This is a genomic window from Chryseobacterium sp. BIGb0232 (assembly GCF_024810195.1).
Classification (GTDB): Bacteria; Bacteroidota; Bacteroidia; order Flavobacteriales; family Weeksellaceae; genus Chryseobacterium; species Chryseobacterium pennae.
On the sequence record NZ_JANUEH010000002.1, the window covers coordinates 515,138 to 532,787 of the forward strand.

Consider the following 17,650-nt stretch of genomic DNA (forward strand, 5'->3'; position numbering starts at 1 on the left):
ATCCCTTTCAAAAATTGAAAGGGATTATTTGTGTTTGATTTAGGCTCCTTATTTTTAGTTTACATTGATGTCATCATACAAGCTATCAACTACTTTTTCTAAAATCTCTCCTGTTTCGTTAAAGCTTGTGTTTGTCAATATGGATATCCCAATATTCTGTTTAGGATAAATCACAAACCAATTCTGCATTCCGTATATGCCACCATGATGTCTGTACATTAATCTATTATTATCTTCTATGATGTACCAATGATAGCCTTCCCAAAAATCAGATCCTTCTTTATATAATTTTTTATGAGATTCCCTTACAATAGGATTTGACTGGTCAAGTTGCAGTTTCATATATTTCACTAAGTCCGGAGTCGTAGAATGTAATCCTGAAATTCCTCCCCATAAAGTTCTATTGAAATTGGGCATTAACTCGTTTTTATCGTTATAGCCTTTTACCAATCTCGTCCTGTCATTTTCATTGAGTGTAAACTTGGTTTGGTTCATTTTATTGGGTTTCAAAACCAATTCAGCAACCAGTTCCTCAAAAGGTTTTTGATACACTTTCTCAAGAATATACGCTGTCACCTCAGGAGCTGTGTTTGAATAGAAATATACATCTCCAGGTTTTGTTTCAATTTTGATTAATTTTAATCCTTCAAAAAAGGCCTCTTTATTTTCGCTTTTTATAGGAAGATTAGGAAATCCACTTGTATGGGTGATGAGATGTTTGATTCTTATAGGTTCACCTTTAAACTCTAAATTAGGATAAGATCCGTTAAGATAGGTTCTAATATCATCCTCCATATTTATTTTTTTATCAAGGACAGCCTTAGCGGCTACATATCCTGTAAAAGTTTTAGTGACGGAAGCTAATTCATACAGCGTGGAATCGTTAGGTTTATTTCCTTTTCCAATGGTTAATTCACCAAAATGTTTAATTGTAGATTTACCATCTTTCAACACTGCAATAGAAACAGAATGAAATCTTTTATCTTCTAATAACTGAAGGGCATTTTTTGTAATTGCTTTTTCAACATTTTGTTTATTGACTTGCTGAATACTTTTACACCCAAGTAGGGTCAAAAATAAAATAATGGTTAAGTATTTCATGGTTATAGTTTATCGTTCTGACTAAGTGGTTAAATAGCACATAACATTTGGTTTTACACAATGTGTCACTCCAAATTAAAATTTCACTAAAAATAAATAATTATCTATTAAGAAAACAATTTTATTTCAAATCTAAGGTAAAGGATCTCGCTAAGGAAACCCAAGGTGATGACAGTGGAAATTTTGATTCTTCTACAACAGGTGATAAATTATTTATAACCGTTCTAATTATTGACCATTCCTTAACAAACTCTCACCTAATCTTAAACTAATTGTTTTCTCCCCGTAAAATCTAATTAACACTATGTACTTAGTTTTGTCATAATCGAAATTCAAAAAAATCAATTATGAAAATTAATAAAACTATTGGAGCCCTAGTCTTTGCAGCACTTGTTTTTCAAGGCTGTAATGATGATAATAACGGGGATCAAAACAACCCTGTCAATGACAAGGTCAAGATTGAAAATTTTTCTAAAGAGTCCGCTTTTGTTTATGGGATGACGGGTTTTGAAAACTTAAATATTACTACACTTATTTCCAGTTCTGATGTTCTTTCAGGTTCTCCTGATTTTGTTTTCGGAGGACAGCCTGACGGAATGGGAATCATGAAAGATCCTAACTCAGACGGTTACCTGATGATTACCAACCATGAGATCAAGCAGTCTGTATCAAGAGTATATCTGGATAAAACTTTCAGACCTGTAAAAGGAGAATATATTTTAAATGGATCCGGAGGAATGACAAGATTATGTTCTGCGACCCTAGCGACCCCTGAAATTCATGGCTTCAGTGCATTCCTTACTGCCGGAGAATCTGGTGAAGAAAGTATGGTTCATGCTCTGAATCCATTGGCACCAGCATCTCAGGCATCGGATAAAACCAGAGTAAAACCGGCTTTAGGAAAAGCTTCTATGGAAAATGCCGTTCCACTTCCTAAGGATGTTTCCAATGGAAAATCTTATATTCTGATTGGCGAAGACCAGTCTTATTCTTCTTCTCACCAGTCTGCAGGACAGCTGATCATGTATGTTGCCAATACTCAGGGAGATCTGGATAACGGTAAACTGTATGCTCTTAAAAGAACCAACAATAATTATACTGAAACGGATATGACGAAAGGAAACAACTACGACGTAGAGTTTGTTGAGATTCCTAACGCTAAAAACCTTACCGGAGCTCAGATTAACCAGAAAAACATTGATAATAATGCGATCCGTTTTTCAAGGGTTGAAGATGTGGACTACAGAAAAGGAGCAGGAAAAGGAAGAGAAATCTACTTTACCGCTACCGGAGAATCTTCTGATGGGGTAAGTCCAAAACCTGGATTAACGATGTGGGGAAGAGTTTACAAACTTGTGCTTAACTCCAGCAATATGCTGACAGGAAAATTAGAAGTAGTTGCAGAGGGAGATTCTAACCCAGGAAATAACCTTATCAATCCTGATAATTTATGTGTAACTGAAAACTATGTTTACATCCAGGAAGATGGAGATTCATATTACAAGGCTGCAAATCATGATTCTCATATCTGGCAATTGAATATTGCAACAAAGCAATATAAGCCATGGCTGAATATGAAACATAACAGAGGTAATGCTGCATGGAACACGGCATACAACCAATCCGGAGATCTTCAGAAATTCGGTTCCTGGGAATATGGAGCAATGGTTGATATTTCTGATATCATCGGGGTTCCTAATACATTTGCCGTTAATATCCACTCTCACACATGGCAGCTGGATAAATTTAAAAATCCTGACGGTTCTGCAATCAACACCAACAAAGAAGGTGGACAAATTGTAATTATCAGAAACGTAGAAAAATAGTTTTAATTACTCCTATTAATCCAAGTATCAACAGAAGATCTCTGTTGATACTTTTTCATACTTATGAAGAAACTTTCAAAATATCCGATACTTCTTCTTTTATATTCCGCAACAGCTCTTTTTGTCCTTTCATATTGTAAAAGAGAAAAGCAGCAGCCGGTATATGAAGATCTGGGTTCTGTAAAAAACAGAATCACCACCATCAATACTGATTTTGAAAAACAGATCAATGAACTCAAGACCCTGGTTTCCAAAGACTCTGATGAAAAACTTCTCCAGAAGAAGTTTGAGAGTATCAGAAAGACCTACAAAAAAATGGAATGGGCCATAGAATACTTTCTTCCCCACTCTGCCAGATTTATTAACGGGCCGGCGCTTCCTGAAATAGAAATGGATGAACACACAGAAATAGAACCTGAAGGACTGCAGGTTCTGGAAGAAATGCTGTATCCGTATCAGAAAGAAAATAAAGATGAGATAAACAGGATGCTCAGCAAACTCATCAATAAAAGCAATACCATAAAAACCAATTTCCAGGTTATCACCGTCAGCAAAGATCAGGTTTTTGATGCTCTGAGACAGGAAGCTTTCAGAATTTCCAGTCTGGGAATTTCAGGTTTTGACACCCCCATTTCCGGAGTATTTTTAAAGGAAATTCCTTCTTCCCTGGAAGGTATTAAAGAAACCTTGGAGCAGATATCAACTGACAGATCAAAAAACAAAGCTCTAAAAAGTATTATAACGGAAATCAATGCTGCCACTGAAGTCCTGAAAAAAAATACAGACAAAAATACATTCGATTACATAAGTTTTATACCGGATCATCTCAATAAAATCACCGATCTGATGCTTGATTTTAAAAATCAGGAAAAAATCCCTGATGTAGAAGTTACGACTGCCTTAAACAAAAATGCAGCTACTTTTTTCTCTAAAAATGCCTTCAACCCTAATGCTTTCACTCCAGGAAAAGAATATGCTTTTTCCGAAGAAAAAGCAACTCTCGGACATCAGCTTTTTAATGACCCTATTTTATCAAATAACAACAACCGCAGCTGTGCAACCTGTCACATTGCTGAAAAAGCATTTACTGATGGCCTTGCGAAATCTATGTCACTTGAAAATTCAGAACTTGCAAGGAATGCTCCTTCTCTCAACTATGCCGGATTTCAGCATGGTCAGTTTTGGGATATGAGGAAAGATGATCTGGAAGGGCAAAGCTCAGATGTTATCTCTAATAAAGAAGAAATGCACGGTGATTTAAATGTTATTCTTGCCAAAATTAACCAGGATAGAAATTATCAGGCTGCATTTAAAAAGATTTATCATTCACAAAAAACTGAGGTGTGGCAGCTTCAGAATGTATTGGCAAGTTATATACGTTCTTTAGCAAAATTCAATTCCAATTTTGATGAATACATGCGGGGAAATAAATCGGCCATGAGTGAAAACCAGAAACGAGGGTTTAATCTTTTTGTAGGAAAAGCTCAATGTGCAATATGCCATTTCATTCCTTTGTTCAATGGTACCGTTCCCCCTACTTTCAAAAAAACAGAACAGGAAGTGTTGGGAACAGCTACGAATGGAGAAAATAAAACATTTGACAATGACCTGGGAAGAGGAAAATTTCATGAAACGGTGGCTTCACTACAGCATTCTTTCAAAACTCCTACCCTCAGAAACATTAATAAAACAGCACCTTACATGCACAATGGAGGTTATAAAACTTTGAAAGAAGTCATGAACTTTTATAATAAAGGCGGTGGAAAAGGTTTTGGATTTAAAGTAGAAAACCAGACCCTTTCTGATGCTCCGCTGCAACTGACCGAACCTGAAATAAATAATATTATTGAATTTATGAGGGCTTTAGATGATCGGTAAACAATCCAACCTCCAAAAAACGATAAAAACTCCTGAGCAGATAGAATTCGGGAGTTTTTTTATTGGAAATTCTCGAAAAATACAGAAACACCATCTGAAGTCAGAATTTTAATCAGCTGTTTTAGGAAAACATCCATCCTTATATTAGATTAAATCAATGTTATACTGTGTTAAAAACTTTTCTACCACAATAAATATCATTATTTTTGACATAGTTTTTTTACATGAAAAGGGGTTTACAGTTATTATTTTTCCTGATATGCTTTCTGGGGTATTCACAGCTGAAAATTAAAGTTGTTGACGGCTCCACTCAAAAGCCAATCTCCAATGCCAAGGTTTTCTGTGGTACTACCATTCTTGGCTATACCAATACTCTGGGAGTCCTGGAGTTTAAAACAGCCTGCCAGAATATTGAGGTTGAAGCTGAATCTTTCCAAAAAGAAACCACAACTGTAGAAAGCAGTATGGAGGTTTCTCTAAATAAAAAATCTTCAAAGACCACCAATATTGAAATGGTAGTGATTGAAGATAAAAGTGATCCGAGAGCTTTGGAAATCCTGAAAAAGGTCAACAAACTATTCAACGAGAATTCTCCTAAAAGCTTAGGCTCCTATGCTTATAAATCGTACGAAAAGATCTCTCTGGACATTGATGAAGACAGTCTTTCTCAATTTAATCAGTATTTCAACGATTTAAATTTCTTCAAGAAAAAGAGGGAAAAAGACTCACTGAATAACATCAATGCAAGGAAAATATTTGCGAAAAGCAAACTCTTTCTCTGGGAAAGAGCACAGGAGTTTTTATACTCTAAAAAATATGGTGAAAAGATCAATATTCTTGATAACAGGATTTCAGGACTGAAACAGCCGGTCTATGAAATGATTGCCCTTCAGCAAAGCAACAGGGATATTGTCCCTGAACAGGTAAAACCTGAAAACAGGGGGCTTTACAGGTACTTCCTTTCTGATACCATAGAACTTGATGGAAGAAAAAACTTTGTGATCCGCTTCCGTGAGGTTAATTATAAAAATCCTGACAAAAAAAGAAAATATACGGGAGCCATCTACATAGATACTGAAACCTACGGGATCAAAAAAATTGAAAACTTCAGTAAAAACAAGAATGACGGAATTATTACCAGCACCTGGATTTTCTACAACAACAAATGGTTTCTTGCCCATGAAAAGACCAAACTTAAAATGGGTAAAATGGCCATGGACGATAAGGAACATGCAGATAAAAAGGACAAAAAAAGCTTTGGAACTTATGCTTTTCTTACCTCAAAATATTTTGATTTTCAATCTCCCATTGAAGAAAAAGCCAAGGACTTCAAAGGATATACTTTCGATGTAAAAAGCATTGACGGGCATTCTCTTGACCGATACAGAACCGAGCCTCTTACTGAAAGGGAGAATAATACCTATAAAACTGTCGACAGTTTAGGTAAAAAATATAAAATTGACAGCAAAGCGCAGATCATTTCCGGGCTGCTTAACGGGCAGATCAGAGTAGGTGTCGTAGATTTCGCCGTAGATGAAATTGCAAACTTTAACTCGTACGAAGGATTCAGATTGGGATTAAAAGCTAAGATCAATGAAAACTTCAACCCTTACTTCTCTCCGGATTATTATTTTGCATATGGTGTAAAAGACCGAAGATGGAAATACGGAATGGGAATAGATATTAAAACAACTTTGGAAAAGAATTCCTTTTTCAGATTTGACTTTTATGATGATGTAACCGCTTCTGGTGAGTTCTACAGAAGACTCTGGAACTTTAAGATGAGAATGATGAATTTTGGAAATAATCTTAATAATGATAAGTATTTCCACTTCAAAGGAGCATCATTATCTTATCTGAATGACGTAACGAATGGCCTCACCCTTGCCTTAGCCGTAAGAAGGAACATTGAAGAAGCTCAATTTGATTACCAGTTCAGGGATGGCGGAGCTTCCTTTAAGAATTTCAACACGTTGTTTACCTTAAAATATTCACCTAATTCAACCAATATTATGACCCCTCAGGGAAAATCCCTGATCGATCAGAAATATCCGGAGTTGTATTTTAACTATGAACAAAGCTACAAAATGGCAGGCGGAAGCTTCAATTATTCCCGTTTTGATGCGCTTTTTGTACATAATTTCAAGACCGCCATCGGAACAACAGGTTTCAGACTGTACGGAGGTGTGGTTTTGGGAGAAGCTCCCATCTGGAAGAATTTCACAATGAACGGACTGGCATCACCTGGGAAAGATTTTAATTTTAACCTTACTTCATTCCTTGGATTTGCTACATTGGAGGGGGGGAAATACTATAATGATAAATTTGTCGCGTATTATTTCACGCACAAACTGCCTTTGTATTTCAAGAGTTTCGGACATAATGTTTCCAGTTTTGATTTTGTACTTCGCGGAACGATTGGAGATATGAAACACCCGGAATACCATCAATTCAGGTTTAAAGAATTAGATCACCTGTATCAGGAAGTAGGATTGGAATGGAATAACTTCCTCTCCAGCTACTTCAACCTGGGATTATTCTACAGAGTAGGTTATTATGCTACTCCACAATTCAAACAGAATTTTGCCATTCAGTTTAAATTAAAATTCCTGGAATTTTAAGCAAAAATAAATTACACATATCATTAACATGCAAAGAATAGAAATAAAAGCGGAAGCCTTTTTTGAATTATTAAAATTAAAAGACACTTCCATGTGGGTTATTTTCTCACAGATGATTGACGGAAATGAAAAAGAAATTATATTTTTAGACAACGAGGACAAGATTCTTTTCAACTATATTTTACCTACTGATGCAGAGAAACTGGAAGAGGACAGAAAAGAATTCTCAAAACAGTTTGCTGACAAACTTGACAGTTTAAATTAAAAGCTGATGAATAAGAACTATCTTTTTTCATTACTGGGGCTTCTTGTCTTCAGTATCGGAAACGCCCAGAGCTACAAAAAACCGCTGGTATCAGCTATTAAAGAAACGGATCTCAGAAAGGATATGTATGAAATGGCCGCCGATCAGTTCTGGGGTCGTGAAGCAGGAACACTGGATGAGTTGAAAGTATCTATGTGGCTGGCTGACAAAGCTAAAGAAACCGGAATGAAACCTGCGGGAGACAACGGTACTTTTTTCCAGTTTTTTGAGATGTACAGACATCAGACGACTCCACAAAGCACCCTGAAAATCGGAGATACCTCGCTACAATTGTGGAAAGATTTCCTTGTTGCAGAACCTGTAAATGCTTCGTTAGATGCAGAAATTGTATACGCCGGGAATACAGAACCTGAAGATCTTTCTAAGCTAAACCTTAAAGGAAAAGTTCTTGCTATCAATGCTTCTGATAAAAACATTGATAAGGAGATGACTCTTTTTGTAAGAAGATATCCCGGATTTGTAAGAACAAAATATTACAATAAAGCGAATGAACTGGGAGCAAAAGCTATCATTTTCATTACGGATGATATTTCTGAAAAAAGCTGGGTGGAGGTTCTTCCTCAAATGACCAGAGGCAGCTATGGTGTAGAAGGATTAAGAGAGAAAATCACCAATAACATCCCTGTTCTCTGGATCAAGAGAGAGAATGCCAACTGGGTAAAAAACAATCCTAAAGTTTCTCTTAACCTGATGACTGAAACGTACAAATATCCTTCAGTAAATATCATTGGGAAAATTGAAGGGACAGACCCTGTCCTTAAAAACGAATATGTTCTGCTGAGTGGGCATCAGGATCACGACGGAATCAGACATCCTGTAAAAAACGACACGATCTATAATGGTGCTGATGACAATGCCAGTACCTGTGTTGCGATGCTGGCCATGGCAAGAGCTTATAAAAAGCAGCCGGGAAAAAGAAGTATTCTGTTTGTCTTCCATGGTGCTGAAGAAAGAGGTTTATTAGGTTCGAGATGGCATGCTGCCCATCCTGTAGTTCCGAAAGAGAAAATTGTAGCCGTACTGAACGGTGATATGATAGGAAGAAATGATAATAATGAGGCTGCTTTATTAGGAGGAAACGCCCCTCACAAAAACTCTGAAGAGCTTGTAAAAATGGCTGAAGATGCCAATAATGAAAGTACAAAGTTCAAGTATTTAAAAGATTGGGATTCTCCGAATCATGCTGAATATTTTTATTTCAGAAGTGATCATCTTCCGTATGCTAAAATTGGGATTCCGGCAGTGTTTTTCACCAGTGTACTGCACGACCAATACCACACTCCGCAGGATGAATCTGAAAACATCAACTACAAAAAGCTGTATAAAATGACAGAATGGATGTACAGAACATCCTGGAAAGTAGCTAATGAGACTGAACGCCCGAAAGTGATTTCGAATTTTACGCTTGAAAGATAAAATGACCAACTCCGGCTCCCTGAAGGGAGCCGGAGTTTTCTTGTTTTAATGCCACGAATACACGAATAAAATCATTAGTGCATTCATGGCTAATAAAAATATGGTGAGATTTTAGACTCATCTTTATAACAATTAAATCAGCAGATTCATCAAAGACGGATCGTTATTAAGATAGTTCACAAAAAAATCCTGCTTTTTCATCTTGTCCATGAGTGGAGTGAAATCTTCTTTTTGTTTTAATGCAATTCCTACCACAGCGATCCCCTTTTCTTTTGAATTTTTCTGAGTATATTCAAAAAAAGTAATATCATCATTAGGTCCGAGCACATCCATAACAAAGGCTTTCAAAGCTCCGGGACGCTGAGGAAACCTCACAAGAAAATAATGCTTTAAGTTGGAATACAGCAAAGCTTTTTCCTTAATTTCTTCCATTCTGGTGATATCATTATTGCTTCCACTGATAATACATACTACATTTTTACCCTGTATCTGATCTTTATATTTTTCTAATGCAGCCACAGAAAGGGCACCTGCCGGTTCCGCAACGATAGCATCTTTGTTATATAAGGAAAGGATCGTTTCACACACAAGCCCCTCTTCTACTGTCACCATATCATGCAATGTATTTTTGCACAGTTCAAAAGTGAGATTACCTACCTGCTGTACTGCGGCACCATCTACAAAACGGCTGATTTTTTCAAGGTGTACAGGTTTTCCGGCTTCAAGGGCTTTTTTCATGCTTGCTGCAGCTGAAGGTTCTACCCCGATAATTTTGGTTTGGGGAGACAGTTCCTTAAATACGGAACAAACACCTGCTGCCAAGCCACCACCACCAATGGGAACAAAAAGATAATCAATAGGGGCTTCTGCCTGATCCAGAATTTCCAGTGCCGTTGTAGCCTGTCCTTCGATAATCGCAGGATCATCAAAGGGATGAATGAATATTCCATCCTGTTCATTACAAAACCTCATCGCAGCTTCTTTTGCTTCATCAAAGGTATCTCCATACAGGATAATTTCAATATCATCATCACCAAACATCCTGACCTGCTCCAATTTTTGTCCGGGAGTGGGTAAAGGCATAAAAATAGTTCCTTTCACTTTCATCATATGACATGCAAAAGCAACCCCCTGAGCGTGATTTCCGGCACTGGCACAGACAATTCCTCTGGAAAGCTCTTCCTGGGACATCGTTGTCATTTTATTGTAAGCACCTCGAATTTTATAAGATCTTACCCGTTGAAGATCTTCTCTTTTAAAGTATATTTTTGCATTATAAGCCCCTGACAAATTATTATTAACAGCCAAAGGGGTTTTGATACACACATTTTTAAGTCTTTCTGCTGCTTTATAAACAGTATCCAACATGGATAAATCAGTTTCTCCCGTCCTCATTTTTCTTTATGTATTAATTATTCTCCGGTCTCAGGCTGCGTACAGTTTTTCCTGCCCTCCACATTTCACTTTCTCTCAGCTCTGTTAATTCAACCTCCAGTTTTTCTCTGTAATCAGGCTTGCTGTTACTGTCAATTGATCTTTGGGCTTCATTTCCCGCGGCAACATTATCATACAATTCCTCAAATAAAGGAGAAGTGGCATCTCTGAAACGCTTCCACCAATCCAAAGCACCTCTTTGTGCGGTTGTACTGCAATTGGCATACATCCAGTCCATTCCGTTTTCTGCTACTAACGGCATAAGGGATTGGGTAAGTTCTTCCACAGTTTCATTAAATGCTTCTGAAGGACTGTGACCGTTTTTCCTTAATACATCGTATTGTGCCGCAAATATTCCCTGTACTGCTCCCATCAATGTTCCTCTTTCTCCGGCAAGATCGCTGTATACTTCTTTTTTAAAATCTGTTTCAAATAAATATCCGCTTCCTATCGCAATTCCCAGAGCGGTTACTCTCTCTCTGGCTTTTCCTGTGGCGTCCTGATAAACGGCAAAACTACTGTTCAGACCTCTGTCCTGAAGGAACATTCTTCTTAATGAAGTTCCTGATCCCTTGGGAGCTACCAGAAAAACATCTACATCTGCCGGAGGAACAATTCCGGTACGTTCACTAAAGGTAATTCCAAAGCCATGTGAGAAGTACAATGCTTTTCCAGGTGTAAGATGTTGCTTTACTTTGGGCCAATATTCAATTTGTGCAGCATCACTCAGAAGGTAACAGATAATTGTTCCTTTCTCTAAAGCTTCTTCTATTTCAAATAATGTTTCACCCGGTACAAACCCGTCTGCCACTGCTTTATCCCAGGATTTCGAATTCTTTCTCTGCCCTACGATTACATTAACGCCATTATCTTTCTGATTAAGCGCCTGCCCTGGTCCCTGTACTCCGTAACCAATGACAGCCACTACTTCATCTTTTAATACTTCCTGAGCTTTTTTTAATGGAAATTCTTCTCTTGTTACTACATTTTCTTCTACTCCTCCGAAATTTAATTTTGCCATTTTCTATAATTTAATTTTGTTATTTATAATTTTAATTTTCTACTTAACTAGCATATTCTATTGCTGTGAAATATGGATTCCTGTGATAATGAACCTCTAATATATCTACCTGTTTTTCCATTTGTCTGGTGATCTTCTGAACAGATTCCTCTGTTTCCCTGATGGTGATCACAAACTTTCTTATATTCTCTGTTTCAACAGGGCCCATATTGAAATTCACCATGGAAATCCTTCTTCTTGAGAAAATAGCATTGATCCTACTGATCAGCCCCAAACAATCCTCTGTATAGGCTGTTATGGTATACTCTTTATGTTCTTTTTTCATATTTTTCTGTTTACTTTACTGTTGATTATTCAATACAATTTCTGAAACACTCTTTCCCTGTGGAATCATCGGAAATACATTATGTTTTTTTCCTGTCATAACCTCCAGCAGGAACGCCCCTTTATGAGTAAGCATTTCTCTAAGCGCTTCTTTAAGATCTTCTCTTCGTGTAATTTTTCTTCCGGAAATATGATATCCGCCTGCCACCTGTACAAACTCCGGACTCTGGATATCTACAGAAGAATAGCGCTCTTCATGGAACAGCTCCTGCCACTGCCTTACCATTCCCAGATAACTGTTATTCAGAATTAAAATTTTAACCTCCGGACGATACTGCATGATGGTTCCCAACTCCTGAATATTCATTTGGGCACCTCCATCTCCCATCACTGCGATCACCGGAAGCTCACGTTCTCCATAAGCAGCTCCTATTGCAGCAGGAAGGCAGAATCCCATCGTTCCCAATCCTCCGCTGGTCACATTAGTTCTTGGAAATTTAAATTCTGAATACCGGCAGGTTACCATCTGGTGTTGTCCCACATCTGTTACAATAACAGCCTTTCCCATCGTCATTTCATTAAGATACCGGATCACCTCTCCCATTGTAATTTCTTCTTCTGTAGGAAACAGTTCATCATTAATCAGATTAATACTTTCCGTCTCAAGACAATCTTTAAATTTCTGATGCCATTCCGGATGTTCTCTTTTTTGAATCACAGTTGTAAGAAGAGGCAAAGTTTCTTTACAGTTTCCAAGAACCGGAACATCCACTTTTACATTTTTATTGATCTCTGCTTTATCAATATCCAGATGAATGATCTTTGCCTGTTTCGCATACTGATCCAGCCTTCCAGTCACTCGATCATCAAAGCGCATTCCTATTGCAATCAGGACATCACATTGGTTGGTAAGGATATTAGGTCCGTAATTTCCATGCATTCCTACCATCCCTACAGCTTGAGGGTGATCTGTAGGAAGAACACCCATTCCTAAAACAGTCCATGCTACCGGAATTCCGGATTTTTCTGCAAATTTCAAAAATTCCTTTTCTGCCTTCCCCAGCGTAATCCCCTGTCCTGCAATAATGAACGGACGTTCTGCCTGGTTAATGAGTTCCCCTGCCTGTTCAATATTTTCCAACGATGGAATCGGGTCAGGTGTATAACTTCTTAAAGAATCGCAGGGAGTATATTCTTTGTATGATACTTTCTGTAACTGAGCATTTTTTGTCACATCAATGAGTACCGGCCCCGGGCGTCCTGATCTGGCGATATAAAATGCTTTAGCCAGAACTTCCGGAAGCTCATTGGCATCAGTCACCTGATAATTCCATTTGGTAACCGGGCTGGTGATATTCATAACATCTATTTCCTGAAAAGCATCTGTTCCTAAAAGATGTTCAAAAACCTGTCCCGTGATACATACAAGCGGAGTATTATCCAGTAAAGCATCTGCTAATCCTGTCACAAGGTTTGTGGCTCCCGGGCCGCTGGTTGCCATTACCACTCCTACTTTTCCGGATACTCTCGCTAATCCCTGTGCTGCATGTACTGCTGCCTGCTCGTGGCGGACAAGAATATGCTCCAGCTGATCTTTATAATCATAAAGCGCATCATAAATGGGAATAATAGCACCTCCGGGATACCCAAAAACAGTCTTTACTCCTTCCCCAAGAAATGCCTCAAGAATAATCCGGCTTCCGCTCAGTTCTGTTTCTGTTGATCGATTTAAATTCTTCATGATGTTTGATTTTAAATTTCATCCGTTACACAGCCTTCAGCTGCAGATGATACCGTTAATGCATATTTATAGAGCAATCCTTTTTTAACTTTCAGAGCAGGCTTTTGCCAGCCTTGTCTTCTTTTTTCAATTTCTTCCTCTGAAACTTTAAGCTGTATGGTGTTATGCACAGCATCTATTTCAATAAGGTCATTATCTTCTACGAAGGCAATCAGCCCACCTTCATGAGCTTCGGGAGTGATATGTCCCACAACAAAACCATGAGTTCCACCACTGAATCTACCATCTGTAATTAAAGCTACACTGCTTCCCAACCCTGCACCGATCAAAGCACTGGTAGGTTTCAGCATCTCAGGCATTCCGGGAGCTCCTTTTGGCCCTTCATTACGGATTACAATAACATCACCCTTTTGTACGGTTCCATTTTCTATTCCTTTGATGAGGTTTTTCTCCCCGTCAAATACACGGGCTTTCCCTACAAAGCGCTCTCCTTCTTTCCCTGTTATTTTGGCAACACTTCCTTTTTCTGCAAGATTTCCATACAGAATTCTCAAATGTCCGGTAGGTTTTATGGGGTTTGATAATGGTCTTATAATTTTCTGAGTATTAAAATCCAGTGTTGGGACATGTTCTAAGTTTTCGGCTAATGTTTTCCCGGTAACAGTCAGGCAATCTCCATGTAACAAACCTTCTTCCAACAAATATTTCATTACGGCAGGTATTCCGCCATGCTCATGTAAATCCTGCATCAGATATTTCCCACTTGGTTTAAGATCTGCCAGCATAGGCGTGCAGTCACTCATCGTTTGAAAATCATCCTGAGTAAGAGGTACTCCTACACTTTTGGCCATTGCTATAAAATGAAGAACGGCATTGGTACTGCCTCCTAAAACAACGATTACACGAAGTGCATTTTCAAAAGCCTTTCTCGTCATAATGTCTGAAGGTTTAATATCTTTTTCCAAAAGCGTCTTCAGATATTTTCCTGCCTGCATACATTCTCCCTGTTTTTCATTACTTAAAGCCGGATTAGAAGATGAATACGGAAGACTCATCCCCAACGCTTCTATTGCAGAAGCCATCGTATTCGCAGTATACATTCCTCCACATGCGCCTGCACCCGGACAGGAATTTCTGACTACCCCATCAAAATCTTCTTCTGAAATTTCACCTGCTATCTTTTTCCCTAAAGCCTCAAAAGCTGAAACAATATTCAATGTTTCTCCTTTATAGCATCCAGGAGCTATGGTTCCACCATATACCATCAGTGAGGGTCTATTTAACCTTCCCATCGCTATGATTGTTCCCGGCATGTTTTTGTCACAGCCCGGTAACGCAATAAGCCCGTCGTAATATTGTGCTCCGCAAATCGCTTCAATACTGTCTGCAATGACATCTCTGCTTACAAGTGAATAACGCATTCCATCTGTACCATTACTCATCCCGTCACTTACTCCAATTGTATTAAAAATTAATCCCGCTAATCCATGGTCCCAGGTTCCTTTTTTCACTACCCTGGCCAGATCGTTGAGGTGCATATTGCAGGTGTTTCCGTCATATCCCATACTGGCAATTCCGATTTGTGCCTTATGCATATCCTCTTCTGTAAACCCTATCCCATATAGCATTGCTTTTGCAGCGGGCTGTTCGCTATTCTGCGTGAATGTTTTTGAATATTTATTTAACATATTATCCTGCATTTTCTACTCTTATTATCTCTTAAAATGACATTTATTTACTTAATTCTGATTCAAAACTACAGCTTGTAATATTTTCTTCATTTCTGATTTTCATGAAAACTACAATATCCAACTGTTTACAAAAAAGACCCAACTATCTAAAAATCATTTGTTTATATTTTTAAAATTTACAATGACAGAACTCTTACTAATTTCAAATAAGCCTGCTGTACTTTTTCACTTGCTGTATCTTCCCATCTCCTGGTAAAAGGAACATCATCCATTGAATCCAGGGCTACAATTTCAGCGGCAGTACCGCAGAAAAAAGCAGCATCAGCACCTCTCATTTCTTCAGGTTTAAAAAGGGTTTCTTTAACGGGAATATCCAATTCATCACATATTTCAAAAACTGTCTGACGCGTAATTCCCGGAAGAATGCTGCCTTTTGCCGGAGTAAATAATGTTCCTTCTTTTTCATAAAAGACATTGGCTCCCGAGCTTTCTGCTACATTCCCGTTCTCATCCAATACCAAAGCTTCATCATAACCTTTGTCTTTCGCATCCTGACAGGCCAGAATAGAATTCACGTAATGTCCGCCGACTTTGGCTTCTACTTTAAAAGCTTTTGGATTGGGACGTTGAAACTCTGATGTCATGATCTTCATTTTATCTGCCAGATAACCGTTATTCCACTCCCAGGCTAATAAGGACAGATAGGATTCTTTACCTTTTGAAAGGGACATATTGGGAGAACAGGTCACCAAAGGACGGATATAAGCGTCTGAGAAACCGTTTTTTTCCAGCAGTTCATAAGTAAGATCTGTAAGCTGATCTACTGAATAATTGAAGGGAATATGCATCAGTTCTGCAGATCTTTTCAATCTTTCATAATGCTCTTTTGCTTTAAAAATCTTTGTTCCGTGGGCTGTACTGTAAGATTTGATTCCTTCAAAAACAGAATATCCATAGTGAAGAGATTGCCCGTAAAGATTGGTTCCTGCGTCTTTGGCTTTCATGAAGTTTCCATCAAAATAGATGACCGTGTCGTCGTTGTAATACATATTATAGTGGGGTTAAAAATTTAAGAAATGGGAATAAAAAAAGCCCTCTCACAGTGTGAGAGGGCTCAATATATGTACAGTCATACATCTTCCGTCTCACACACGTAAGGGAATAATAATGACGATAATAATTACTGCGAATAACTGATACATACCTGTACTTTAAAAATTAAAATAAAAAAAGCCGCTTCAAAATGAAACGGCTTATATATAATTTAAATAAAAATCTATTTTAAAATGCCGTTTCCTTACTGTTGTAAATGACAACAGCTGCAATAGAAATGACAATAATATTTTTCTGATTCGTAAAATTCATACTGCAAATGTATAAACTTTTTAAAAACCCACAAGTTTTTTTATCACTTTTTATTTTTTCTGTAAAAAATGATTGATTGTTTCCTTTGCTTCAGCCACATCATGAACTCTTATAATTTTGGCTCCCTGCTCCAGAACTTTCATGTGTAATTTCTGTGTTTCCTCATTGATATCAAGTGGAGATTTCCCAAGTGGTTTATAGATAAATGATTTCCTTGAAATACCGATCAGTAAAGGAAATTTCCCAAACCCAAGATATTCAACCTCGCTGATCATTTTCATCTGATCTTCTACTGTTTTTCCAAAGCCGAAACCGGGGTCTAAAATGATATCTTTTACTCCTTTTTGTAGCAATTCATCCGTCTTTTCAGAAAAATACCTGTTAACCTCCAATGTTATATCTTCAAACTTAACCTTATCATGCATGGTTTTATAAGATGGATTGATGTGCATCAAAATGTACGGAAGCTTGGTTTCTGCTGCTGTATCAAACATTTTTTCATCATACTGCCCACCAGAAATATCATTAATCATGTCTATTCCTTCATTGAAGCCGAACCTTACCGTTTCTGCGTAAAATGTATCCAAAGAAATCAATGCTTCCGGAAATTCTTTTTTGATATTAGAAATCACATTTCCAATCCTGTTAATTTCCTGTTCACTGTTCAGAAATTCAGCGTTGGGGCGGGTGGATTGCGGGCCAATATCAAGAATTTCCGCTCCGTCATTTAACAGTTTCTCTGCATGTTTTAATGCCAGTTTTTCATCATTAAACTTTCCTCCATCTGAGAATGAATCCGGAGTCAAATTCAGGATTCCCATGATCTTTGGAGTGTCTAATTGTACTAGCCTGCCATTACAGTTGACAGAGTAAGTTTGAGGGTTTGAGGGTTCGAGCGTTTTAGAGT

Annotated in this window: 13 protein-coding genes; 5 read left to right on the forward strand and 8 right to left on the reverse strand. The window is 37.8% G+C overall.

Annotation, left to right across the window (positions count from 1 at the left end):
* Positions 1-54 precede the first annotated feature (54 nt).
* Positions 55-1,101: a serine hydrolase gene (locus M2372_RS08370; RefSeq protein WP_123319876.1), complete on the reverse strand. Its 1,047-nt coding sequence runs from the start codon at positions 1,099-1,101 to the stop codon at positions 55-57.
* 347 nt (positions 1,102-1,448) lie between these two features.
* Here M2372_RS08370 and M2372_RS08375 point away from each other — a divergent pair, with 347 nt between their 5' ends.
* The 5 genes from M2372_RS08375 to M2372_RS08395 all read left to right on the forward strand — a co-directional run bounded on the left by M2372_RS08375 (position 1,449) and on the right by M2372_RS08395 (position 9,167).
* Positions 1,449-2,927, forward strand: coding sequence for an alkaline phosphatase PhoX (locus tag M2372_RS08375; RefSeq protein WP_123319877.1), 1,479 nt, complete (start codon positions 1,449-1,451; stop codon positions 2,925-2,927).
* Positions 2,928-2,990: 63 nt separating this feature from the next.
* Positions 2,991-4,805 (forward strand): cytochrome-c peroxidase, encoded by a 1,815-nt coding sequence (locus tag M2372_RS08380; RefSeq protein ID WP_123319878.1) that lies wholly within the window; start codon positions 2,991-2,993, stop codon positions 4,803-4,805.
* Between the two features lie 224 nt (positions 4,806-5,029).
* Positions 5,030-7,426 (forward strand): hypothetical protein, encoded by a 2,397-nt coding sequence (locus tag M2372_RS08385; protein WP_123319879.1) that lies wholly within the window; start codon positions 5,030-5,032, stop codon positions 7,424-7,426.
* Positions 7,427-7,454: 28 nt separating this feature from the next.
* On the forward strand, positions 7,455-7,691 hold the full coding sequence (locus M2372_RS08390; RefSeq protein WP_123319880.1) for a hypothetical protein: 237 nt from the start codon (positions 7,455-7,457) through the stop codon (positions 7,689-7,691).
* A gap of 6 nt (positions 7,692-7,697) precedes the next feature.
* Positions 7,698-9,167, forward strand: a complete 1,470-nt coding sequence (locus M2372_RS08395) for a M20/M25/M40 family metallo-hydrolase (RefSeq protein ID WP_123319881.1) — start codon at positions 7,698-7,700, stop codon at positions 9,165-9,167.
* A gap of 132 nt (positions 9,168-9,299) precedes the next feature.
* On the opposite strand, the gene ilvA is transcribed toward M2372_RS08395, so the two are convergent.
* The 7 genes from ilvA to folP all read right to left on the reverse strand — a co-directional run bounded on the left by ilvA (position 9,300) and on the right by folP (position 17,564).
* Positions 9,300-10,562 (reverse strand): threonine ammonia-lyase IlvA, encoded by a 1,263-nt coding sequence (gene ilvA, locus M2372_RS08400; RefSeq protein WP_115972492.1) that lies wholly within the window; start codon positions 10,560-10,562, stop codon positions 9,300-9,302.
* A gap of 13 nt (positions 10,563-10,575) precedes the next feature.
* Positions 10,576-11,622, reverse strand: coding sequence for a ketol-acid reductoisomerase (gene ilvC, locus M2372_RS08405; RefSeq protein WP_123319882.1), 1,047 nt, complete (start codon positions 11,620-11,622; stop codon positions 10,576-10,578).
* A gap of 43 nt (positions 11,623-11,665) precedes the next feature.
* Positions 11,666-11,947, reverse strand: coding sequence for a hypothetical protein (locus tag M2372_RS08410; RefSeq protein ID WP_123319883.1), 282 nt, complete (start codon positions 11,945-11,947; stop codon positions 11,666-11,668).
* A gap of 15 nt (positions 11,948-11,962) precedes the next feature.
* The gene (gene ilvB, locus M2372_RS08415) at positions 11,963-13,687 is read right to left on the reverse strand and encodes a biosynthetic-type acetolactate synthase large subunit (protein ID WP_123319884.1); all 1,725 of its coding nucleotides are present in this window, start codon (positions 13,685-13,687) and stop codon (positions 11,963-11,965) included.
* A gap of 11 nt (positions 13,688-13,698) precedes the next feature.
* On the reverse strand, positions 13,699-15,375 hold the full coding sequence (gene ilvD, locus M2372_RS08420; RefSeq protein ID WP_185018833.1) for a dihydroxy-acid dehydratase: 1,677 nt from the start codon (positions 15,373-15,375) through the stop codon (positions 13,699-13,701).
* 179 nt (positions 15,376-15,554) lie between these two features.
* Entirely contained in the window at positions 15,555-16,427 is an 873-nt protein-coding gene (ilvE, locus tag M2372_RS08425) for a branched-chain-amino-acid transaminase (protein WP_123319886.1), read from the reverse strand.
* 366 nt (positions 16,428-16,793) lie between these two features.
* Complete coding sequence (folP, locus tag M2372_RS08430; RefSeq protein WP_123320125.1) at positions 16,794-17,564, reverse strand: dihydropteroate synthase; 771 nt, start codon at positions 17,562-17,564, stop codon at positions 16,794-16,796.
* Between the last annotated feature and the right edge of the window lie 86 nt (positions 17,565-17,650).